The following is a 21,291-nucleotide window of genomic DNA, read 5'->3' as shown; positions in this document are numbered from 1 at the left end:
GCCCCGCATGAAAAAAGGCCGGCGGATCGCTCCGCCGGCCCCTTTTCGTCTGCGCTGGACGCAGGCTCAGTTGCGCGCCTTGTCCACCAGGGCACCCTTGGTGATCCAGGGCATCATGGCGCGCAGCTTGGCGCCCACTTCCTCGATCGGGTGCTCGGCCAGGCGGCGGCGGGTGGCCTTGAAGCTGGCCTGATTGACCTTGTTCTCCAGCATCCAGTCGCGGGCGAACTTGCCCGACTGGATGTCCTCCAGCACGCGCTTCATCTCGGCCTTGGTCTCGGCGGTGATGATGCGCGGGCCGGTCACGTATTCGCCGTACTCGGCCGTGTTGGAGATCGAGTAGTTCATGTTGGCGATGCCGCCCTCGTAGATCAGGTCCACGATGAGCTTCACCTCGTGCAGGCACTCGAAATACGCCATCTCGGGGGCGTAGCCGGCCTCGACCAGCGTCTCGTAGCCGGCCTTGATGAGTTCCACGAGGCCGCCGCAGAGCACCACCTGCTCACCGAAGAGGTCGGTCTCGCACTCTTCCTTGAAGGTCGTCTCGATGATGCCCGAACGCCCGCCGCCCACGGCCGAGGCGTAGGAGAGCGCGATCTCGAGCGCATTGCCCGAGGGGTTCTGCGCGACGGCCACGAGGCAGGGCACGCCGCCGCCCTTCTGGTACTCGCCGCGCACCGTGTGGCCGGGGCCCTTGGGCGCGATCATGAACACGTCGATGTCCGGGCGCGGGTCGAGCAGGTTGAAATGCACGTTCAGGCCATGCGCGAAGGCGAGTGCGGAGCCGGGGCGCAGATTGTCATGCAGGTGCTCGCGGTAGAGGTCGCCCTGCAGCTCATCCGGCGTCAGCACCATGACGACATCGGCCCACTTGGCCGCATCGGCGGGGGACATCACCTTGAAGCCGGCGGCCTCGGCCTTCTTCCAGGAACCGCCCGGACGCAGGCCGATGACCACATCCTTCACGCCGCTGTCGCGCATGTTCATGGCATGGGCGTGGCCCTGGGAGCCGAAGCCGATCACGGCGACCTTCTTCGCCTTGATCAGGTTCACATCGGCATCACGATCGTAATAGACGCGCATTTATTAATCCTTCCCTAACGAGCGAAGCTCCAAAAGCTCACTCTGCAAATAATTACCTCTCAGCCAACGACCGAACTTCTGTCGAATAGCCTCATCTGGATGACAGCCCGCCCATTCTTTTGACAGTCTGGTCACAAAAATAGGCCTCGTACCGATCAGTCGTTTAATTCCACTCCTAATAGTTGGCGCTCTTTCGTACGTCAAAATGAGGCGAACCTGATGCATTGGCTTCAAAAATACGCCATGATCAGACAAATATTTGTCTACACCATTATAGAGGGTAGTCGGCATACGAACATTTGAGGACGCACGGAGTTTCTTGTAGTGTTCCCGCGATTCAGAATTTGCGTCAAACGTCACCAAAAACAAGCGAAGTTCGTCTGACTTGCTCACTGCGATCTCCTGCACTCACCTCTCCATTGAGCGCGGACCGCGCGCGATGGCAACTGCCCCCGTGCGGCAAACTTCCTTGAGGCCGAGCGGGCGCATCAGCCCGCAGAAGGCGTCGATCTTCTCGGCATTGCCGGTCATCTCGAAGACGAAGCTCTCCGTCGTCGCGTCCACCACGCGGGCGCGGAAGGCATCGGCCAGGCGCAACGCCTCGACGCGATGCTCACCGCGGCCCACCACCTTGATCAGCGCCAGCTCGCGCGTCAGATGCGGGCCTTCCATGGTCAGGTCATGCACGCGGTGCACGGGGACCAGGCGGTCGAGCTGCGCCTTGATCTGCTCGATCACCATCTCGGTGCCCGAGGTGACGATGGTGATGCGGGAGAGGCGCCCCTCTTCCTCGACCGGGGCGACGGTCAGACTGTCGATGTTGTAGCCGCGGCCGGAAAACAGGCCGATGACACGGGCCAGCACGCCGGCCTCGTTCTCCACCAGCACGGCGATCGTGGCCGTGCGCGTATTCGTTCCAGACATCAGACCATCCACATGTTTGCGGGCGCCTCGCTCGGAGGATGCGGCTGCAAGGCAGCCGCCGCGCCCAGACTGAGATCACACCCGGCGCAAACGCCGTGGCGCGAAGCCAAGCGCGCGGAGCGCGCGCCCGGCGTTTGAGGGCGTCAGACCAGCACCTTTCCGGCGTCGGTGACCGCCGCCGCATTGGCCTCCTGGCCTGGGCCCATGATCATGTCGTTGTGCGCGGCGCCCGAGGGGATCATCGGGAAGCAGTTTTCGTCCTTCGCCACGCAGATATCGGCGATGACCGGGCCCGGATGGGCGATCATTTCCCGAATGACGTCATCCAGCTGGTCGCTCGTCTCGGCGCGCAGGCCGCGGGCGTGGAAAGCCTCGGCCAGCTTCACGAAATCGGGCAGCGCGTCGCTGTAGGATTCCGAGTAGCGGCCGCCATGCAGCAGCTCCTGCCACTGGCGCACCATGCCCATGTACTCGTTGTTCAGGATGAACACCTTCACCGGCAGGCGATACTGCGCGAGCGTGCCCATCTCCTGGATGTTCATCAGGATCGAGGCCTCGCCCGCGATGTCGATGCAGAGCGCATCGGGATGCGCGATCTGCACGCCCATCGCGGCCGGCAGCCCGTAGCCCATGGTCCCGAGGCCGCCCGAGGTCATCCAGCGGTTCGGCTTGTCGAAACCGAAATACTGCGCGGCCCACATCTGGTGCTGGCCCACTTCGGTCGAGATGAAGGTCTCGCGGCCCAGCTCCTTCGTGATCTCGTAGAGGCGCTTCACCGCGTGCTGCGGCTTGATGATCGGCCCCTGCTGGACATAGGCGAGGCAGTCGCGCTTGCGCCATTCGTCGATCTGGCGCCACCAGCCGAGCTGCGCCTCCTTCGCGACCGGCGTCGGGTCGCTCTTCCAGCATTCGATCATGGCGGCGAGCACGGCCGCCGCATCGCCCACGATCGGCACCTCCACCTTCACGTTCTTGTTGATCGAGGAGGGGTCGATGTCGGCGTGGATCTTCTTCGAGCCGGGGCTGAAGGCATCGAGGCGGCCGGTGATGCGATCATCGAAGCGGGCGCCGATGTTGAACATCACGTCGCAGCCATGCATCGTGAGGTTCGCCTCGTAGGTGCCGTGCATCCCCAGCATGCCGATGAACTGCGGATCGGTGGCCGGGAAGGCGCCGAGGCCCATCAGCGTGTTGGTGCAGGGCATGCCCGTCAGGTGCACGAACTCGCGCAGCAGGCGCGAGGCCTCGGGGCCGGAATTGATCACGCCGCCGCCGGCATAGATCACCGGGCGCTGGCTCTGCTTCAGCATCCGCACCGCTTCCTGGATGCGCGCGGGATCGGGTGCCGTCACCGGACGGTAGCTGCGATGCGGCGCGCTCGGCGCCGGCGCGTCCACATAGGGGGCGGGCTTGATCAGGATGTCCTTGGGCAGGTCCACCACCACCGGGCCCGGGCGGCCCGACTTCGCCACGTAGAAGGCGTCATGCATGACGCGGGCGAGGTCCTCGCTGCGCTTCACCAGGTAGTTGTGCTTGGTGGCGGGGCGGGTGATGCCCGTGGTGTCGGCCTCCTGGAAGGCGTCATTGCCGATCAGGTGCGTCGGCACCTGGCCGGTGAGGCAGACCACCGGGATGCTGTCCATCAGCGCGTCCACCAGGCCGGTCACGGCGTTGGTGGCGCCGGGGCCGGAGGTGACGAGCACCACGCCCACCTTGCCGGTGGAGCGCGCATAGCCCTCGGCCGCGTGCACCGCCGCCTGCTCATGGCGCACCAGGATGTGGCGGATGGAATTCTGCTGGAACAGCGCGTCATAGATCGGCAGGACGGCGCCGCCCGGATAACCGAAGATGACATCCACGCCCTGGTCCTTCAGCGCGCGAAGGACGACCTCGGCGCCGCTCTGCAAAGCGGTGTCGGCGGCGGGAGCTGCGGTGATGGACATGGTGGACCTCGTGTTCTGGCAGGCGAGGCTTAGGGGCCATGCCGCGAGGCGTCAACCGTCCGATTGAAGAAATGCGAAGATTTCGGGCGAAATTCTTTCTGAAAATTGCGCCAGACCCGCAATTCGCGCATTGATCCTATGCATCGCCGTGGGGGCGACCAGCTCCTGGTGGCGAAACCACGTCGCTTGCCGGCGCGTATAGGTCCAGGTGCCGGCGATGGCGCGGCGGTCGGCCTCGGCCGCACTGATCTCGCCGCGCCATTCGGCGGCGAGCTCGGGCACGCCATGCGCCCGCATGGCGGGCAGGCTGGCATCGAGGCCCTGCTCCACCAGTGCCCCCACCTCGCGCAGCGCCCCCTGCGCGCGCATCAGGCCCCAGCGCGTGATGATGGCGGGGTGCAGCTGCTCGCGCGGCGGCGTGAGCAGGATGGCGCGGAAATCATAGGGCGCGGGCGGCAGCCGCGGCGCCTCGCGCTGCCAGGCGGTGAGGCTCTGGCCGGTGGCGAGAAACACCTCCAGCGCGCGGGCCAGGCGCTGGCTATCGGAAGGGCGCAGCTTCGCCGCATCCTCCGGATGGAGCGTCGCGTGCAGCCGCTCGGGACCCAGGTCCGCCAGCCGGGCGCGGGCTTCCTCCCGCGCTCCGGCGGGCACCTCGGGCAGGATGGAAAGTCCCTGGGTGAGGGCGCGCAGATACATCCCCGTGCCGCCGCATAGGATGGGCAGGCGCGCCTTCGCCATCTCGGCCAGCGCCGCTTCGCGCCACCAGGCGACGGAGCCCGTCTCGGCCGCGGGCAGCACACCGTAGAGCGCGTGCGGCGCGCGGGCCTCATCCTCCGGCGGCGGGCGGGCGGTGACGATGCGCAGCTCGCGATAGCATTGCATGGCGTCGGCGTTGATGACGGTGCCGCCGAAGCGTTCGGCCAGTTCCAGCGCCAGGGCGGATTTGCCGGAGGCCGTGGGGCCCGCAATGATCAACGCGCGCGGTTGCGTCATGCGCGCGCCCCCGGCATGGTCCGGCCGCCATGCCGCATGTCCTGACCCTGATCGCCCCGCCCGGTGCGCTCGCGCCCGCCCATCTCAACGCCGCCCGCGCGGCACTGACCGCGCTCGGCGCCGATTGCGACGCCGCCGAATGGCTCGCCGAGGGCGAGGCGGCGGACCTGCCCTTCACCGCGCTCGCCGCCGAACAGGCCATCGCCGCCGTGCGCGGCGCGCTGGGCGACGGCGCGCTTGACCTCATCGCCCAGCCCCGCGCGGGGCGCCGCAAGAAGCTGCTGCTGGCCGACATGGACAGCACGATCGTCACCACCGAGACGCTGGACGAGATCGCCGCCTTCGCCGGTCTCAAGGAGAAGATCGCCGAGATCACCGCGCGCTCGATGAATGGCGAGTTGGATTTCAGGCAGGCGCTGACCGAGCGCGTCGGCATGCTCAAGGGCCTCGACGCCTCCGCGCTGGAGGAAACCTGGAAGGCCACCGAACTCATGCCTGGCGCGCGCGAACTGGTGGCGACCATGCGCCACCATGGTGCGCGCACCGCCCTGGTCTCGGGCGGCTTCACCTTCTTCACGGGCCGCGTGGCGGAGCTGGTGGGGTTTCATGAGCACCACGCCAATACGCTTTTGCTCGATGGCGGCAAGCTCACCGGCGCGGTGGGCCAGCCGATCCTGGACCGCGATGCCAAGCTCGCCACGCTGAAGCGCCTCGCCGCCGCGCATGGCCTGGCGCTGAGCGAGGCCGCCACGATCGGCGATGGCGCGAATGATCTCGCGATGATCCAGGCCGCCGGCCTGGGCGTGGCCTATCGCGCCAAGCCCAGCGTGGCGGCGGCGGCGCGGCACCGTATCGAGCATGGCGATCTGCGGGGCCTGTTGTTCGCGCAGGGCTACAAGGCCAGCGAGTTCGTGGCCGGGTAGCTCCCTCAGCCGCCAGCCAGCGCCCGCCACGCCACGCGGGCCGCGATGGCGTAAAGGCAAAGCCCAAAGACCCAGGCGAGCGCGCGCTGCGGCAGGCGCCGGCTCAACCGCGCCGCCGCGGGCGCCACCAGCATGGCGGGCGCGGCCAGCAGCACGAGGCCCGGCAGGCTGACCTGCCCCAGCGCCGCGAGGGACCAGGGGCCGCCCGTGAGCGCGGCCAGCGTGGCCGGCGCGGCGATGGCGAGGTTGAACACCGCCCCCACCCCCACGGCCCTGTGCAGCCCGACGCCAAAGACGCCCAGTACCGGCCCGCTCAGGGTCCCCGCCCCCACCCCGAGCGCGGCCGAGGCCAGCCCGATCACGCCGGGCGGCAGCCAGCCCACGGGCGGGGTCGGCAGGCCCCCGCCACGGCGCAACTCGAACAGCAAGGTGGAGCCGAGTGCCGCGGCGATCGCCGCGAAGACCAGGAGGGAGATCGCCGGCGGCGCAAAGGGTGCGACGACCACCCCGAGCAGCCCGCCCAGGATCATCGCCGGCAGCCAGGCCCGCAGGAGACCGGCATCCACGCTGCCCGCCCGGGCGTGGGCCCTGACCGCCGTGACGGCTGAGAGCAGGATCACCGCCTGCGCCGTGCCGATGGCCAGAGGCAGCCTTTGCGCCACCGGCAGATGCGACAGGATTTCCAGCAGCGCCGGCACCGCGATGACGCCGCCACCAATGCCAAGCAGCCCCCCGGCGAGGCCGACTCCGGCGCCCGCCAGCAACAAGGCCAGCAGGCTCAGCAGGGTCAGTTCCAAGGCGCCCCCCCGATCGGATGGGGGGCCGCCCGGGCCATGCTCAGCCCCGGACCGCCGCGGCCAGCGCGCGCACCTGGTCCAGCACCTTGCGGACGCTGTCCGGCCTGGCGCGGCCCTGCTCGTCGAGCGACTTGGCCAGCGTGTCGATCAGGGCGCTGGCCACCACCGCGCCATCGGCGACCTTGGCCGCGAAGCCCGCCTGCTCCGGCGTGCGCACACCGAAGCCGATGGCGATGGGCAGGTCCGTATGAGCGCGGATGCGCGGGATGGCGGCGCGCAGCGCCTCGGGGTCCGCGCTGCGCGTGCCCGTGATGCCGGTGATCGCGACGTAGTAGACGAAGCCGGAGGAGGCGTTCAGCACCAGCGGCAGCCGCGCGTCATCCGTGGTGGGCGCGACGAGGCGGATGATGTCCATCCCCGCGGCCTGCGCGGCGGGGGCCAGCACCTCGGCCTCCTCGGGCGGCATGTCCACGACGATCAGGCCATCCACGCCGCTTGCCGCCGCGTCGGTCACGAAGCGATCCGCACCATAGGAGAGGATGGGGTTGAGATAGCCCATGAGGATCACGGGCGTCGCGTCGTCCTCGGCGCGGAAGTCGCGCACCATGGCGAGGGTGCCGGCCAGCGTGGCGCCGGCCTTCAGCCCGCGCTGGCCGGCCAGCTGGATGATCGGGCCATCGGCCATCGGGTCGGTGAAGGGGACGCCGATCTCGATCAGGTCGGCCCCCGCGCCCGGCATGCCGCGCAGGATGGCCATGCTGGTCGCCGGATCCGGGTCATAGGCCTCGAGGAAGGGGATGAGCGCGCCACGGCCCTCGGCCTTCAGCGCGGCGAACTTGGCAGCAATGCGGCTCACAACTTGACTCCGAGATGGCCGGCGACGGTGAAGATGTCCTTGTCGCCGCGGCCGCACATGTTCATTACGATCAGCGTCTCGGCCGGGAGCGTCGGCGCCACCTTCAGCACATGGGCGAGCGCATGCGCGGGCTCCAGCGCGGGGATGATGCCCTCGAGTCTGGAGCAGAGCTGGAAGGCGTCCAGCGCCTCCTTGTCGGTTGCGTTCACGTATTGCACGCGGCCCAGCTCATGCAGCCAGGAATGCTCGGGACCAACGCCGGGATAGTCGAGGCCCGCGCTGATCGAATGGCCTTCCAGGATCTGGCCGAACTCATCCTGCAGCAGGTAGGTGCGGTTGCCGTGCAGCACGCCGGGGCGGCCGCCCGTCAGGCTCGCCGCATGGCCGGTGACCGTCTCGATGCCGTGGCCGCCGGCCTCCACGCCGTGCATCTGCACACTGGGGTCGTCCAGGAAGGGATAGAAGAGGCCCATGGCGTTGGAGCCTCCGCCGATCGCCGCCACCAGCAGGTCCGGCAGGCGGCCCTCGGCCTCCTGCATCTGCACCCGGGTCTCCTCGCCGATCACCGACTGGAAGTCGCGCACCATCATCGGATAGGGGTGCGGGCCGGCCACGGTGCCAATGCAGTAGTAGGTGTCCTCGACATTTGCGACCCAGTGGCGCAGCGCCTCGTTCATCGCGTCCTTCAGCGTCGCCGCACCCGAGGTGACGGCAACGACCTCGGCCCCCAGCAGCTTCATGCGGAAGACGTTGGGCTGCTGCCGCTCGACATCGGTCGCACCCATGAAGACGGTGCAGGGCAGGTTGAACAGCGCGCAGGCGGTCGCCGTCGCGACACCATGCTGGCCGGCGCCCGTCTCGGCGATGATGCGCTTCTTGCCCATGCGCTTCGCCAGCAGGATCTGGCCGAGCACCGCGTTGATCTTGTGCGCGCCCGTGTGGTTCAACTCATCGCGCTTGAAATAGACCTTCGCGCCCTTCCCCGGCTCGGCCTGGGCGCGGCAATGCTCGGTCACGCGCTCAGCGTACCAGAGTGGGCTCGGGCGGCCCACATAGTCCTTCAGCAGGCGGCGCCACTCGGCATCGAAGCTCGGGTCCGCCTTGGCCTTGGCATAGGCCGCCTCGACCTCGAGGATCAGGGGCATCAGCGTCTCGGCGACGTAGCGGCCGCCAAAGCCGCCGAAGCGGCCGGCGGAGTCCGGGCCGCTCTTGAAGGTGTTGGGCTTGAGGAGCTGGTTCAACTGGACATTCCCGGGGGCTGACGGTGACAGGTTGTCATATAGAAGCCCTCGGCTTTTCCCAACCCCTGCTCAGCCGCCGCGGGCCGCCTGGATGAAGGCACGGATCAGGCCCCTGTCCTTCACGCCGCGCGCGCGCTCGACCCCGGAGGAGACATCCACCCCCGGCGCGCCGCTGGCCGCGATGGCCTCGGCCACATTGGCGGGGGTGAGGCCACCGGCCAGCAGCCAGGGCTTCGGGATCGCGGCGAGGCGCGCCAGCCGCCATTCGAAGGGCGCGGCATTGCCGCCGGGCAGCACCGCATCGGGCGGCGGCTTGGCGTCCAGCAGCAGGCGATCCGCGACGGGCGCATATTCCGCGACCTGCGCGAGATCGGCCTCGGTCGCGATGCCGAGCGCCTTCATCACGGGCACGCCGAAGCGGGCGCGGATCTCGCCCACGCGGGCGGGCGTCTCTTCGCCATGCAGCTGGATCACGTCGAGCGGCGCGGCGGCGAGCGCGGCTTCCACCAGTGCGTCGCCCGGGTCCACGAAGAGGCCGACGCGGCGCGGGCCGCCCGCGAGGCTGGCCGAAATGGCGCCCGCCTGCTCCGGCGTCACCGCGCGGGGCGAGGGCGGGAAGAAGACGAAGCCCACGAAATCCGCGCCCGCCTCGGCCGCCCAGGCCAGCGCCTCGGGGCTGTTCACGCCGCAGATCTTGACCGCGATGCTCACCGGCCGAGGCTCGCCGTGATGGCGGCGGCGGCGGCGGCGGGGCTGGCGGCCTCGGTGATGGGCCGGCCGACGACGATCCAGTCGGCCCCGGCCGCCACCGCATCCTCGGGTGTCGCGATGCGCGCCTGGTCACCCGCCGCGCTGCCGACGGGACGGATGCCGGGCACCACCAGCATCGGCGCCTCACCGAGCGCGTCGCGGATGAGCGAGACCTCGCGCGGCGAGCAGACCAGGCCATCGGCGCCCGCTGCCATCGCCATGCGCGCGAGGCGCAGCACCTGCTGGGCCGGGCCGCCGGCGACGCCGACGGCGCCCAGCTGCTCGGCATCCATGCTGGTCAGAACGGTCACGGCCAGCAGGATGGGGCGCGCGGGCCCGGCGGCCTCGGCCGCCTTGCGCGCGGCCGTGATCATGGCCGGCCCACCGCCCGCATGCAGGGTGAGCATCGAGGCGCCGAGCGGGGCCAGCGAGCCAACCGCGCCGGCCACCGTGTTCGGGATGTCATGCAGCTTGAGGTCGAGGAACACCGGCGCATGGGCGGCGAGGCGCGCCAGTGCGGGCGGGCCGGCAGCGCAGAACAGCTCCAGCCCCAGCTTCACCAGCCCGGCCGAGGGCGCCACCTGTCCGGCCAGCGCCTCCGCCTGGTCCAGGCGGGGCGTGTCCAGGGCGACGATCAGCCGGCCCTTGGGGCCAGTCGGGCGGTGCAGCATGACTCGAAAACATCCTCAGCGCGGCTTGGCGGGCCTGGGATCGCGGCTGGCGAGTTCCGCGTCAAGCAGGGCGGCCGCCTGGCGAAGCTGCGCCGCGCTGCGCCGCGCCGGCAGATGGGCCAGCCAGACGGTGACGGCGCCCGCCAGGAAGGTGACGAGGCAGGGTGCCAGGATGGCCTGCCAGAGCGGGATCTCCAGGACCCAGCCCTCAGGCCAGATGGTGACGGCGACGGGGTGCGGATTGGCCAGGGCGAAAAAGGCCAGCGCCGCGGCAAGCAGCGCCGGCAGCAGATAGGTGATCACCCCGCCTCGCCGGGGTCCTGCCCGCCATTCACGCGCGCGCGCAATTCCTTGCCGGGCCGGAAATGCGGCATGCCCTTGCCGGCCACCGCCACCGCCTCGCCCGTGCGGGGGTTGCGGCCCTGGCGCGGGTCGCGCCGCCGCGTGGTGAAGGCGCCGAAGCCGCGCAACTCCACCCGGTCCCCGCGCGCGAGGGCGGAGCTCACCTCCTCGAAGATCGTGCTGACCACGGCCTCCACGTCCGGCAGGCGCAGATGAGGGTGCTGCATGGCGAGATGCGCGATCAGTTCGCTCTTGGTCATGGATCCCTCAGGTCTTGGGCGTCTCGTATAGCAGGCCGAGTTGGAGGCTTTGGCAAGGGTTGAGTGCCGTCTCACCGGGGAAGAACATGCCCGGGCCACCATCCCTGCGCGCGCAGCACCGCCACGCCCCCTTCCCAGAGCCGCGTCGAGGCCATGGAGAGCACCCGTTCCGCCGTCCCGCGCGGGTCGAGGTCGCGCAGGCGGAGGTCGGCCGGCAGGCCATGCGTCTCGCTGAGCCAGCGCCGCGCCTCGGCCTCGCCGCCGATCGCGTCCACCAGGCCCGCCGCCACGGCCTGGCGGCCGGTCATGACGCGGCCATCGGCGATCTCGCGCACGCGCTCCTCCGGCATGTTGCGGCCAGCCACCACCATGGCGACGAACTGGCTCTGCATGTCCTGCACGACGGCGTTGAGCGAGGCGCGACCCTGTTCGGTCAGCGGGCGGAAGGGGCTTGGCTGGTCCTTCAGCGGGCCCGAGGTCAGCGCCTCGGTGCGCAGGCCGAGGCGTTCCATCAGTTCCGACACCTCGAAGGATTGCAGGATGACGCCGATGGAGCCGGTCACCGTCGCTTCGCGGGCGAAGATGCGCTCGGCGGGAAGGGCGACCATGTAGCCGGCCGAGGCGGCGGTGCCGCCCATGACGGCAACGACCGGCTTGCCGGCCGCGCGCACGCCGCGGATCGCGGCGTGGAAGGCCTCGCCGCCGGCCACCGTGCCGCCCGGGCTGTCGATCGAGACGAGCAGCGCGCGCACCTGGGAATCCCGGCCGGCGCGCTCGATCAGGCGCACCATCTCGCGATTGTCGGTGATCGTGCCGGAGATGGGCAGGCGGGCGATGTGCTCGCCGCCGAGTGCGGGGTTCTCCGGCAGGCCGTCGGCCATCAGCGCCGCGCCGCCGAGCACGGCGCCGAGGATGAGAGCGGCGCGCCAGAAGCCGAGCTGCCGTTTCAGGCGGCGCCGGTCGAGAAGGAGATCGGGCTCGAGGGCCATGGGGTGCTGCATCCGTCAGGGTTGGCCCTGACATAGGGTGACGCATGCCGGCTGCGAAGACGGGACAGGGGCGATGGACAGGCGGCGCGGCTGGCGCTATGGACCGCGCCACCAAGGGCGCCGACTTAGCTCAGGGGTAGAGCAACTGATTCGTAATCAGTAGGTCCGGGGTTCGATTCCCCGAGTCGGCACCATTCCCCCACGATCCAGACATCTCACACCAAGCCGGAGTCCGGACATGCGAACGGCCGCCCCCTTCCGGAGGCGGCCGCCGCGCGTTGCGTCCGGATCAGGTCCCGGGGCCGACCAGCGTGATCTCGATGCGGCGGTTCTGCGCGCGCCCGGCCGGCGTGTCGTTGCTGGCGATCGGGTTCGCTTCGCCACGACCATCGGCCGAGACGAGGTTCCGCGGCGCGCCCTGGCGGATCAGGCTGTCCGCCACCGTGTCGGCGCGGCGCGAGGAGAGGTCGAGATTGGTGCTGATGCCCTGGCGGCGCAGCTCAGGCCCGACCGGCGTCGTGTCGGTGTAGCCCTCGACGATGATGCGCGTGTTCTGCAGCCCCTGCAGCGTCGGGATCATCTTGCCCAGCGCCTCCTGGGCGCGGCGATCGATGTGATAGCCGCCCGAGGAGAAGAGGATGCGGTCGCTCATGGTCACCTTCAGCCGGCCTTCCAGCAGCTGGATGGTCGCCTCATCGGCGTTGTAGCGCGCCTGGAGCTGGTCGTAGGCGGCCTGCAGCTGGTTGTAGCGCTGCTCCGAGACGCAGCCCGCGAGCAGCGGGGCGGCCAGGACGGCGGGCAGGGCGGTGACGAGAAAACGGCGTTGCATGGTGCTTCTCCTTTTTGCCTTCCATGTTTGTTGGGAGCATGGAACCGGTCCCGCCGCCGATGCAAGCCGCGTTCCATGCGCGGCAGCCCTCCGCGCCGGACACGCCTTGCCGCCCGAAATCTGCTAGAGGGCGCGCATGTCCATCACCACGCTCAAAGTCCCCCCGGCGGAAGACGACACCCGCCTCGACCGCTGGCTGAAGCGCCGCTTCCCGGCCCTCACCCAGGGGGCGCTGCAGAAGATGCTCCGCACCGGGCAGATCCGCGTGGACGGCAAGCGGGCCGAGGCGAATACGCGCCTGCTGGCCGGCCAGGAGCTGCGCGTGCCGCCCATGCCGACGGCGCCCGCCCCCAAGGCCGAGCCGCGCCCCCTCTCGGAGGCGGCGGTGGCGGAGATGCACGCCATGGTGCTCTACCGCGATGACAGCCTGATCGTGCTGAACAAGCCGCCCGGCCTCGCCGTGCAGGGCGGCCCGGGGATCAAGAAGCATGTGGATGGCATGCTGGAGGCCTTCGCCGAAGACGGCGAGAAGCCCCGCCTCGTTCACCGCCTGGACCGTGACACCTCGGGCGTGCTGGTCGTGGCGCGCACCGTCTCAGCCGCCGCGCATCTCGCCAAGGCCTTCCGCGGGCGCGACATGGAGAAGACCTATTGGGCCGTGGTGGTGGGTGAGCCGCAGATCGCGCTCGGCCGCATCACCATGCCGCTCGCGCGGCTCGTGGGCGCGCAGGCGGCGGGCCGCGGCGGCGAGCGCACCGCGCCGGCCGAGAAGGGCGAGGCCGGCATGCGCGCCGTCACCGACTACCAGGTGCTGGAGGCGGCCAAGCACCGCGCCGCCTTCCTGGAGCTGCGCCCGCAGACCGGCCGCACGCACCAGTTGCGCGTCCACTGCGCCGAGGCGCTGAAGACCCCCATCCTGGGCGACGGCAAATATGGCGGCCAGGCCGCGCATCTGGAGGGGCTCTCCGGCAGTTTGCACCTGCATGCCCGCGCGCTCCGGCTGCCACATCCCGAGGGCGGGTGGCTGGAGGTCATGGCCGCCCCGCCACCGCATTTCGAGGAAACCATGCGCTTCTTCGGCTTCGACAACCCGGCCGCCCGCCCACCCCGCCGCAACCGATGAAACGCGCGCTCGCCGTCGGGCTTGGCATCCTCCTCCTGCTGCCGCTGCTGGTGGTGGCGGGGTTCCTTCTCTTCTTCGATGCCGACGCCTTTCGCCCCCGCGTGGTCGAGGCGGTGCAGCGCGCCACGGGGCGCGAGTTCCGCATCGAGGGCCGGCTGCACCTGACGCCCGCCCTCTCCCCCACCCTCGCCGCCGAGGGGCTGGTCCTGGCCAATGTGCCGGGCGGCAGCGCGCCCGAGATGCTGCGCATCGCCGAGGCTGAGCTCAGCCTCGCCCTGCTGCCGCTGCTCTCGGGCCGGATCGAGCTGGCGCATCTGCGCCTCGAAGGCGGGCGGCTGCTGCTGGAGCGCGAGAATTGGCGCTTCGCCCGGCCCGCGGCACCCGAGGCGGCGCCGCCTGCGCCCGCCTCCCAGGCGGCCCCCCAGGACCCGCCGGGCCGACCGATGGAGCTGGACCTGCGCGCCGTCACCCTGCGCGACTGGCGGGTGACGGCGGGCGGCGAGACGCTGCACCTGCCCGAGCTGCGCCTGACCGGCAGCGGGCCTGCATCGCAGCTGGACCTCACCGCCAGGCTCGCCACGCGCGGCACCGAGGCGCGGATCGAGGGACGGCTCGGCGCGCCGGCCGCGTGGAACGGCCCGGCGCCCTGGCCCTTCCAACTGACCGCCGCGCTCCCTTTCCTGCGGCTGACCGCGGAGGGGCAGCAGACGCAGGGCGACTGGCGTACCGCGCTTCGTGCGGACATTCCCCGCCTCGATGCGCTGGCCCCGCTGGCGAGGCGCCCCCTGCCGGCGCTGACCGGCATCACGCTGCGCGCGGCGGCCGAAGTGACGGGCGGCGTGGCGCGCCTGGCGGGCCTGGATGGGGAGGCGACGGGCGGCGAGGTCGGCGGCTTCACGCTGACCAACGCGCGCTTCATCCAGACGGGCCAGGAGGCGCCCCTCACCCTGGAGGCGAATGGGCAGCTGCGGGGCGAAGCGGTGAGGCTCACCGCGGAAACCCGGCCGATGGCCCTGGCCGCCGGCACGCCGGCGCCGCTGGCGCTGTGGCTCTCGGCTGGCGGCGCCACGGCCAGCCTGGCTGGCGAATGGCCCGGCGCGCTCCGCCTCACCGCCACGGCGCCCGAATTGGCGCGACTCTCGGCCCTGGCCGGGCGTCCCCTGCCGCCGCTGCGCGACGCCAGCCTCAGTGCCGCCTTCACGGCGCTGGGGCCGATGTTCGGCGAGGGCGTGCGGCTCGGTGAATTCGCGCTGGCCTCCTCGGCCGGGGATCTGGCGGGGGCGCTGGAATGGCGCTGGGCGCCACGCCCCACCGTCAGCGGGCGGGTCACGTCGACCCGGATGGATCTGAACGCGCTGCGCCTGCCGCCGCCGCCTCAAGCGGTGGCGGCACCACCCGCCGCCGTGCCACCGACGCCCGCGCCGGCCGCCGCGGGCCGCGTCATCCCCGACACGCCGCTCGATCTTGCGGCGCTGCGCCTGTTCGATGCGGATGTGAGCTTCACCCTGGGCGAGGTGATCGAGCGCGAGCTGACGCTGCGCCAGGTGGAAGGCCGGCTGGTGAACGCCGGCGCGCGCGCGCGGCTGGAGCCCTTCGCGGCCACGCTCCCCGGTGGGCGCCTCGCGGTCGCGCTGGCGGCCGATGCCACGGGCGCCGCGCCGGCCGTGCAGATCCGCGGCGGCGGCCAGGGGCTCGACCCCACGGCGCTGCTCGGGGCCTTCGGGCTCTCGGGGCCGCTGACCGGCCGCACCGATCTCGACCTGAACCTGCGCGGCGAAGGCGCGACCTGGCGGGCCGTGGCAGCGAGCGCGACGGGGCATTTCGGGCTGGCGGTGGTCGAGGGGCGCCTGAGCGGCGGGCCGGCGCAGGTGATGGCACAGATCCCGGGCTTCGCGGGTGGCGTTCCGGTGAACTGCCTGGCCCTGCGGGGGGAGGCAGACCGCGGCCTTGTGCGCTTCAGCGCCTTCCATCTGGATGGGGCCGCGGGGCGTCTCGCCGGCGAGGGGGGGATGAGTCTGCGCGACGAGACGCTGGCCATCCGCATGCAGGGGGATTTGCGGCTGGCCGGGGTAAGGGTGCGGGCGCCGATCCCGCTCGGGGGAACGTTGGCGGCGCCGCGCCTGGAGCTCGCTGCCCTGACCGAGGGGGCGGTGGGCAGTCTGCTCGGTGCGCCCAGTGGAGGGTCCGGTGGGGGGGCCGGGGGGGCGGCCATGCCGGATTGCGCGGGGGCGCTGCGCATCGCGCGGGGGGGCCGGGAAGGTCCGGTGCCGCAGGGGGCACCCGTTCCGCCCGGTCAGTCGCAGCCCTCGATCAACAACCTGCTCAGGGGATTGCTGGGTCGCTGATCCGCCAGGGAGGGGGCCCGGGTGAGGAGTCTCCGGGTGGGGGGGCCTGGCGTGAGGGCCTCGTTCGGGGGGTTACTGCGAGATGGCGCGCCAGGCGATGTGGCCGAGGACGCCGACCAGGGTGCTGGCGGTGCCGAGCACCACGAGGCGCAGGACGGTCAGGGCGATGTCACCGCGGGCGGCTTCGGTCATCTGGGACATGAGGTGCTCCTTGGGTGGGGTGGTCTGATCCCCAAGGAGCAAGCTACAGGCCAATATCTTAACCGATTGATTTCACACAAGACGCCCAGGACAGTCTGGCCCGTGCCAGAGGCCTGGAGGGGAAAACGCGTTGCAAATTGCAAGATACCCCCCTGCAGGTTGCAAAACGCGAGCGCCCGAAGGCCTGGGGTCAGGCGCCGCCCTTGCGGCTCTTCTCGATGAGCGCAATCAGCTCGGGCGGGATGGGCTCTTCCGCCACCTTGCCGAACATCGAGTTGAGCCCGCGGTCCAGCCACAGATCGAAGGCGGCGTCGGGCGCCGCATCGCGCGTGCGCCGCTTCTTCTGCCGTGCCGCAGACATCACCCGCTTCTCCTTGGCGGAATTGTCGTGGTCCTTGGGCAAGCCACCTCCTAGGTGAGCCGGATCCCCTGGGGTGCGCCCCCAGGCCTCGAGAGCGGGCTTGCATCGCGGGAAACCGATCCGTCAAGCGGCATCCTCAGCCGCCCCTCACGGGCCGGAGGCCGCACGGGCCCTTCCCCCAGGATCCAGCTCCGCAGCTGCGCCCGCGTGCGGGAGACGCGCGCCTTCAGCGTGCCGACGGGGATGCCCATCTGCGCCGAGGCCTCCTCGTAGGAGACGCCCTGCACCGAGATCATCATCAGCAGCAGGCGCTGGTCGGCCGGAAGCCGCGCGAGGTGATGCTGCAGCTCCTTCATCGCCAGGCTTTCCTCCTGCCCGCCGCTGCGCGCGAGCGAGGCCGGCGGCGCATCCTCGATCGAGGCGGTGGGCCGGCGGCGGCGGCAATCGGAAAGGAAGCGATTGCGCAGGATGCTGCCCATCCAGGCGCGGAAATTCGTCCCCGGCTCGAAGGAGGCCTTCGCGGCCAGGGCATTGGCGACGGCGGTCTGCACCAGGTCATCGGCATCGGCGCGGTTGCGCGTCAGCGCCAGGGCCTGCTGGCGCAGGGAGGGAAGGGCCGCCATCATCAGGTCATGGAAATCGATGGTGGCTTTCTCCCCCAGGGTGACATCGCCCCGGTTCCAATCTGGTGTTTCACGGCTCATCGAATAAGGCCCTTTCACCATGTGACGGGGAGAGAACCCGCCAGCCGCCCTTGCGATGCATGACAATTTATTCATGTTTGGCGATTTTCCGCCACGTCATGCAACCTTGCGTTGCGCGCCCGGTTGCCTGTCTGGTGGAATCGGCATGACGACATGGGGTCGAAGACTGTCCGACGCCCGCGGCAGAACGCCTGCGGCTTCCGCCTCTCATCGCACGGGAAAATCCGAACTTGCCGAAGACGTCTGAGCTGATCACCGCCCTGCCCTACGCGCGGCGCTATGCACGGGCCCTGATGGGGTCGCAAGCCGCGGGCGACGACCTCGTGGGCCGCGCCGCGGGACACGTGCCGGACGGCCTGCCGGCCCGGATCGGCCTCTTTACCGCCATCACGGCCCTCACCGCGGACCTCTCCGCGGGGCCGGGCATGCCGTCGCTCGCGCGGCACCTCCTGCTGCTCACGACGATCGAGGAGCTCTCCACCGACGAGGCGGCGCGCGTGACCGGCCTGGAGCTGGCGGAGGTGGAGGCACGGATCGCCGCGGCGCGCGAGGCCATCCGCTCCGCCGTCGTCACCCGCGTCCTGATCATCGAGGACGAGCCCATCATCGCGATGGACCTCCGCATGCTGGTGCAGGATTGCGGCCACACCGTCATCGGCATCGCGGCGACTGAGGCGGATGCGGTCCGCATGGCGGCGGAGGGCGATGCGCGCCTGATCCTGGCCGACATCAACCTCGGCCGCGGCGGCAACGGCATCCGCGCCGTGCAGCAGATCCTCGCGCGCGTGGACGTGCCGGTGATCTTCGTCACCGCCTATCCGGAAGACCTGCTGACCGCCGAGGGGGTCGAGCCCGCCTTCGTCATGCGCAAGCCCTTCGACCGCTTCATGCTGGCAGTTCTGACCTACCAGGCGATCAGCGCAGGCGTCGTGCCCCTGCCCTGACACGGCTGCAACCGCCTGTCCCACGCCGCGTTTCCCGGGCGGTGCCGCAATGGCGCGGCCATGAAAGGGAACGCAGATGAACTGGGACACGATCAAGGGCAACTGGAAGCAGGTCACCGGCTCCGTGAAGGAGCAATGGGGCAAGCTGACCGATGACGACATGACCGCGATCGAGGGCCGGCGTGACCAGCTGGTCGGCCAGATCCAGGAGAAATACGGGATCGCCAAGGAAGAGGCCGAGACGCAGGTGAAGGCCTGGGAGGCCCGCCAGCGCTCGATGTGACCGCGGAGCCAACTGGATCGCGCGGGGCTGGCCCGGCCGCCTTGGCGGCAGGGACGGCCCCGCAGCCTCTCCCCTCCGCCCTGCCGGCGCCAGCCAAGGGTGACGCCTGAAAGGACCGGTCATGTTGGCCTGGGCCATGATTTTCCTGCTTGTCGCGTTGATCGCCGGTGCCTTGGGCTTCGGCGGCGTGGCCAGCCCGAGCGACGGAACGGCGCGCCTCATGTTCTTCGTCTTCCTGACCCTCTTCGCCCTGGCGCTGGTGACCGGCGCCGGGCACGAGCTGTGACGCGCATGCCGCGCCGCCGCGATGCCCTATGGCTGGCCCCAGCCCTGCTGCTGGCGGACCATGCCACCGCCCAGCGCGGCGCCTCGCTCTGGTTCGACCCGACGCAACTGCCCTCCTACACCGGCCGGCTGGAGCGCTGGATCGCGACGCCCGCGGGCGTCGTGGACCGCGGCCTGCTGCGCGAGGGGACGCAATTCGTCTTCGCCCCCTCGGAGGCGGAGGGGCTGATGGCGGCGATCGAGCCGGGCGCGCCGATCAGCGTCTGGGGTATCCGCGCGCGCAACGCCGCCGTCGTGCTCATGCTGGCCTGGGGCCGGTCGGATTCCGAGCCGCTGGGCTTCGTCGAGCGCCCCGCCTGGTTCGTCGCGCATGAACCGGGGCGCGAGCCGCTGCAGCTGGCCGGGCGGATCCTCTGCCCGCTCTTCACCCCGCGCGGTGAGGGGATGGGCGTGGTGCTGGCCGAGGGCGGCGCCATCCGCCTCTCCGTCGCCGCGCATCGCAGCCTGGGGGATCTGCTGAAGCCCGGCGAACCGCTGGCGGCCGAGGGGCTCGGCACGCGGCGCGGCGGCCTCGTCGCGCTCGATGCGGTTGCGATCGGCCGCGCGATGGACAGCCTGCGGCCTGTCCCGCAAGGATGAGCGAACCGGCCGCCCCGCACACCCCCGCCGCCGGTTCGCCGGTGGTGGCCTTCATCGGCACCTTCCGCCTCTGGCTCACCGCCCCCAACCGGGGCCAGGCGCGCTGGCTGCTCGCCGGGCTCGTGCTGCTCACCCTCGCGCAGGTGGCGATCCAGATCCGGTTCAACATCTGGAACCGCGACTTCTTCAACGCGCTGGAAAACCGCGACGGCGGCGCCTTCCGCGCGCAGATCCTGTTCTTCCTGGGCCTCGCGGCGCTGTCCATGAGCGTCGCCGTGTACCAGCTCTACATGAAGCAGCTGATCCAGCTGCGCTGGCGTGAATGGCTGACAGGGCACCTGCTGCAGGCCTGGCTGCGCGAGGGGCGGCATTACCAGCTCGAGATGGCACAGACCGGCGCCGACAACCCGGACCAGCGCATCGCCGAGGATGTGCGCGTGGCCACCGACCTCGCGGTGGATTTCGCCACGGGGCTGATGAACTCCCTGCTGATGCTGGCGGCCTTCATCGGCATTCTCTGGACGCTCTCGGGCGCGCTGCATCTCACGCTCGCGGGGCGGGAGTTCGACATCCCGGGCTACATGGTCTGGGCCGCGCTGACCTATGCGCTGCTCGGCACCTTCCTGACCTGGATCGTGGGCCGGCCGCTGGTGCCGCTGAACGTGGCGCGCACCACGGCCGAGGCCGATTTCCGCTTCGGCCTCAACCGCGCGCGCGAAAGCGGCGAGGGCATTGCGCTGATCCGTGGCGAGGCGGACGAGCAGCGCGGCCTGACGCGCCTCTTCGGCGGCGTGGCCCAGGCGGTGCGCGGGCTGATGCGCAGCCAGCGCAACCTGATGTGGCTGACCAGCGCCTATGGCACGCTCGCCATGATCTTCCCCACCATCGTCGCCTCGCCCGCCTATTTCTCGGGCGCCATCACACTGGGCGGGCTGATGCAGATCGGCGCCGCCTTCGGCCAGGTGCAGGGCGCGCTCAACTGGTTCGTGGACAATTTCGGCCGCATCGCGGAATGGCGCAGCGCCGTCTCGCGCATCGTCGTGTTCCGCGACCTGATCGAGGAACTGGACGCGCTGGTGGAGGACCCCGCGCAGCCCACCATCACCATCACGGTGGGGCAGGAGGATTCACTGGTCTTCCGCAACCTCGAGGTCGCCTTCGCGAATGGCACCACGGTCATCGCCGATGCCTCGGCCGAGATCCACGCGGGCGAGCGCGTGCTGATCCAGGGGGAGTCGGGCACCGGCAAATCCACCCTGTTCCGCGCCATCGGCGGCCTCTGGCCCTGGGGCGCCGGCGAGATCGAGATCCCGCCGCGCGAGACCATGATGTTCATGCCGCAGCGCCCCTACCTGCCGCTTGGCACCCTTGCGGCCGCGCTCTGCTATCCGGCGGCGGAGGACGGTTTTCCCGTGGAGGCGCAGCGCGCGGCGCTGGCGCAGGTGGGGCTGGAGCGACTGGCCGACCGCCTGCCCGAGGAGGAACGCTGGGACCGCGTGCTGAGCCTGGGCGAGCAGCAGCGCCTGGCCTTCGCGCGGCTTCTGCTGCACCGGCCGCGCTGGATCTTCATGGACGAGTCGACCGCCGCCCTCGACGAGGCGAATCAGGACGCGATGATGCAGCTCGCGCTCGACGCCCTGCCCGAGGCGGCGCTGGTCTCCATTGGCCACCGCCCAGGCCTTGCCGCCTTCCACACCCGCACGCTCACGCTGGTGCGCGCGGAGGGCGGCGCACGTCTCTCCCGCCCGCGGCGCGAGGGCGCGCGCCGCCAATGGACCCAGCCCCGGGCACGACGGTGAGCACCC

General features: G+C 70.7%; 24 protein-coding genes and 1 tRNA gene. 9 read left to right on the top strand and 16 right to left on the bottom strand.

Features of this window, described 5'->3' with window-relative positions; all coding sequences use genetic code 11:
- Positions 1 to 66 precede the first annotated feature (66 nt).
- The 4 genes from ilvC to miaA all read right to left on the bottom strand — a co-directional run bounded on the left by ilvC (position 67) and on the right by miaA (position 4,943).
- Positions 67 to 1,083 carry a ketol-acid reductoisomerase gene (gene ilvC, locus R9Z33_RS06480; protein ID WP_318650490.1) on the bottom strand — a complete coding sequence of 339 codons (1,017 nt, stop codon included), beginning with the start codon at positions 1,081 to 1,083 and terminating at the stop codon, positions 67 to 69.
- Positions 1,084 to 1,491: 408 nt separating this feature from the next.
- Positions 1,492 to 2,007: an acetolactate synthase small subunit gene (ilvN, locus tag R9Z33_RS06475; protein WP_318650489.1), complete on the bottom strand. Its 516-nt coding sequence runs from the start codon at positions 2,005 to 2,007 to the stop codon at positions 1,492 to 1,494.
- A 143-nt stretch (positions 2,008 to 2,150) separates the two neighbouring features.
- Positions 2,151 to 3,950, bottom strand: coding sequence for an acetolactate synthase 3 large subunit (locus R9Z33_RS06470; RefSeq protein WP_318650488.1), 1,800 nt, complete (start codon positions 3,948 to 3,950; stop codon positions 2,151 to 2,153).
- A gap of 51 nt (positions 3,951 to 4,001) precedes the next feature.
- On the bottom strand, positions 4,002 to 4,943 hold the full coding sequence (gene miaA, locus R9Z33_RS06465) for a tRNA (adenosine(37)-N6)-dimethylallyltransferase MiaA (protein WP_318650487.1): 942 nt from the start codon (positions 4,941 to 4,943) through the stop codon (positions 4,002 to 4,004).
- A gap of 29 nt (positions 4,944 to 4,972) precedes the next feature.
- Between miaA and serB the strand changes: the two genes are divergently transcribed.
- Positions 4,973 to 5,866 (top strand): phosphoserine phosphatase SerB, encoded by an 894-nt coding sequence (serB, locus tag R9Z33_RS06460; protein ID WP_318650486.1) that lies wholly within the window; start codon positions 4,973 to 4,975, stop codon positions 5,864 to 5,866.
- Positions 5,867 to 5,871: 5 nt separating this feature from the next.
- On the opposite strand, the gene R9Z33_RS06455 is transcribed toward serB, so the two are convergent.
- The 8 genes from R9Z33_RS06455 to sppA all read right to left on the bottom strand — a co-directional run bounded on the left by R9Z33_RS06455 (position 5,872) and on the right by sppA (position 11,772).
- Positions 5,872 to 6,663: a sulfite exporter TauE/SafE family protein gene (locus R9Z33_RS06455; RefSeq protein WP_318650485.1), complete on the bottom strand. Its 792-nt coding sequence runs from the start codon at positions 6,661 to 6,663 to the stop codon at positions 5,872 to 5,874.
- 40 nt (positions 6,664 to 6,703) lie between these two features.
- Entirely contained in the window at positions 6,704 to 7,519 is an 816-nt protein-coding gene (gene trpA / locus R9Z33_RS06450; protein ID WP_318650484.1) for a tryptophan synthase subunit alpha, read from the bottom strand.
- The gene (gene trpB, locus R9Z33_RS06445; protein ID WP_318650483.1) at positions 7,516 to 8,760 is read right to left on the bottom strand and encodes a tryptophan synthase subunit beta; all 1,245 of its coding nucleotides are present in this window, start codon (positions 8,758 to 8,760) and stop codon (positions 7,516 to 7,518) included. The genes trpA and trpB overlap by 4 nt, the downstream gene beginning before the upstream one ends.
- A 69-nt stretch (positions 8,761 to 8,829) precedes the next feature.
- Positions 8,830 to 9,471, bottom strand: a complete 642-nt coding sequence (locus R9Z33_RS06440) for a phosphoribosylanthranilate isomerase (protein ID WP_318650482.1) — start codon at positions 9,469 to 9,471, stop codon at positions 8,830 to 8,832.
- Positions 9,468 to 10,181, bottom strand: a complete 714-nt coding sequence (gene pyrF / locus R9Z33_RS06435; RefSeq protein WP_318650481.1) for an orotidine-5'-phosphate decarboxylase — start codon at positions 10,179 to 10,181, stop codon at positions 9,468 to 9,470. Before pyrF ends, R9Z33_RS06440 begins: the two co-directional genes overlap by 4 nt.
- Before the next feature lie 15 nt (positions 10,182 to 10,196).
- A complete protein-coding gene (locus tag R9Z33_RS06430) occupies positions 10,197 to 10,484 on the bottom strand; it encodes a LapA family protein (RefSeq protein ID WP_318650480.1) in 288 nt (95 codons plus the stop codon).
- Entirely contained in the window at positions 10,481 to 10,783 is a 303-nt protein-coding gene (ihfB, locus tag R9Z33_RS06425; protein WP_318650479.1) for an integration host factor subunit beta, read from the bottom strand. The genes R9Z33_RS06430 and ihfB overlap by 4 nt, the downstream gene beginning before the upstream one ends.
- Before the next feature lie 71 nt (positions 10,784 to 10,854).
- Positions 10,855 to 11,772 (bottom strand): signal peptide peptidase SppA, encoded by a 918-nt coding sequence (sppA, locus tag R9Z33_RS06420; RefSeq protein WP_318650478.1) that lies wholly within the window; start codon positions 11,770 to 11,772, stop codon positions 10,855 to 10,857.
- A 119-nt stretch (positions 11,773 to 11,891) separates the two neighbouring features.
- On the opposite strand from sppA, the gene R9Z33_RS06415 reads away from it, so the two are divergent.
- A tRNA-Thr gene (locus R9Z33_RS06415) sits at positions 11,892 to 11,966 on the top strand.
- Between the two features lie 95 nt (positions 11,967 to 12,061).
- On the opposite strand, the gene R9Z33_RS06410 is transcribed toward R9Z33_RS06415, so the two are convergent.
- On the bottom strand, positions 12,062 to 12,601 hold the full coding sequence (locus tag R9Z33_RS06410; RefSeq protein ID WP_318650477.1) for an OmpA family protein: 540 nt from the start codon (positions 12,599 to 12,601) through the stop codon (positions 12,062 to 12,064).
- Between the two features lie 136 nt (positions 12,602 to 12,737).
- Here R9Z33_RS06410 and R9Z33_RS06405 point away from each other — a divergent pair, with 136 nt between their 5' ends.
- Entirely contained in the window at positions 12,738 to 13,724 is a 987-nt protein-coding gene (locus R9Z33_RS06405) for an RluA family pseudouridine synthase (protein WP_318650476.1), read from the top strand.
- Positions 13,721 to 16,069 (top strand): AsmA family protein, encoded by a 2,349-nt coding sequence (locus R9Z33_RS06400; RefSeq protein WP_318650475.1) that lies wholly within the window; start codon positions 13,721 to 13,723, stop codon positions 16,067 to 16,069. The genes R9Z33_RS06405 and R9Z33_RS06400 overlap by 4 nt, the downstream gene beginning before the upstream one ends.
- Positions 16,070 to 16,141: 72 nt before the next feature.
- Here the strand turns inward: R9Z33_RS06400 and R9Z33_RS06395 are convergent, their stop codons facing one another.
- From R9Z33_RS06395 to R9Z33_RS06385, 3 genes are all read right to left on the bottom strand, one after another.
- Positions 16,142 to 16,270, bottom strand: coding sequence for a hypothetical protein (locus R9Z33_RS06395; protein WP_318650474.1), 129 nt, complete (start codon positions 16,268 to 16,270; stop codon positions 16,142 to 16,144).
- 190 nt (positions 16,271 to 16,460) lie between these two features.
- The gene (locus R9Z33_RS06390) at positions 16,461 to 16,673 is read right to left on the bottom strand and encodes a hypothetical protein (protein WP_318650473.1); all 213 of its coding nucleotides are present in this window, start codon (positions 16,671 to 16,673) and stop codon (positions 16,461 to 16,463) included.
- A gap of 8 nt (positions 16,674 to 16,681) precedes the next feature.
- On the bottom strand, positions 16,682 to 17,335 hold the full coding sequence (locus tag R9Z33_RS06385; protein ID WP_318650472.1) for a sigma-70 family RNA polymerase sigma factor: 654 nt from the start codon (positions 17,333 to 17,335) through the stop codon (positions 16,682 to 16,684).
- A gap of 230 nt (positions 17,336 to 17,565) precedes the next feature.
- Here R9Z33_RS06385 and R9Z33_RS06380 point away from each other — a divergent pair, with 230 nt between their 5' ends.
- The 5 genes from R9Z33_RS06380 (at position 17,566) to R9Z33_RS06360 (ending at position 21,285) form a co-directional block, all read left to right on the top strand.
- Positions 17,566 to 18,279, top strand: coding sequence for a response regulator (locus R9Z33_RS06380; protein ID WP_318650471.1), 714 nt, complete (start codon positions 17,566 to 17,568; stop codon positions 18,277 to 18,279).
- A 76-nt stretch (positions 18,280 to 18,355) separates the two neighbouring features.
- Positions 18,356 to 18,562 (top strand): CsbD family protein, encoded by a 207-nt coding sequence (locus tag R9Z33_RS06375; protein WP_318650470.1) that lies wholly within the window; start codon positions 18,356 to 18,358, stop codon positions 18,560 to 18,562.
- A gap of 136 nt (positions 18,563 to 18,698) precedes the next feature.
- The gene (locus R9Z33_RS06370; RefSeq protein WP_404830658.1) at positions 18,699 to 18,848 is read left to right on the top strand and encodes a DUF1328 domain-containing protein; all 150 of its coding nucleotides are present in this window, start codon (positions 18,699 to 18,701) and stop codon (positions 18,846 to 18,848) included.
- A gap of 5 nt (positions 18,849 to 18,853) precedes the next feature.
- The gene (locus R9Z33_RS06365) at positions 18,854 to 19,486 is read left to right on the top strand and encodes a hypothetical protein (protein WP_318650468.1); all 633 of its coding nucleotides are present in this window, start codon (positions 18,854 to 18,856) and stop codon (positions 19,484 to 19,486) included.
- Entirely contained in the window at positions 19,483 to 21,285 is a 1,803-nt protein-coding gene (locus R9Z33_RS06360; RefSeq protein WP_318650467.1) for an ABC transporter ATP-binding protein/permease, read from the top strand. Before R9Z33_RS06365 ends, R9Z33_RS06360 begins: the two co-directional genes overlap by 4 nt.
- The last annotated feature ends 6 nt before the right edge of the window (positions 21,286 to 21,291 follow it).

Origin of the sequence: Sediminicoccus rosea (genome assembly GCF_033547095.1) — a bacterium.
Classification (GTDB): domain Bacteria; phylum Pseudomonadota; class Alphaproteobacteria; order Acetobacterales; family Acetobacteraceae; genus Roseococcus; species Roseococcus rosea.
Note: the sequence above shows the minus strand (reverse complement) of the source record. Positions and strands in the feature narration are given on the sequence as shown.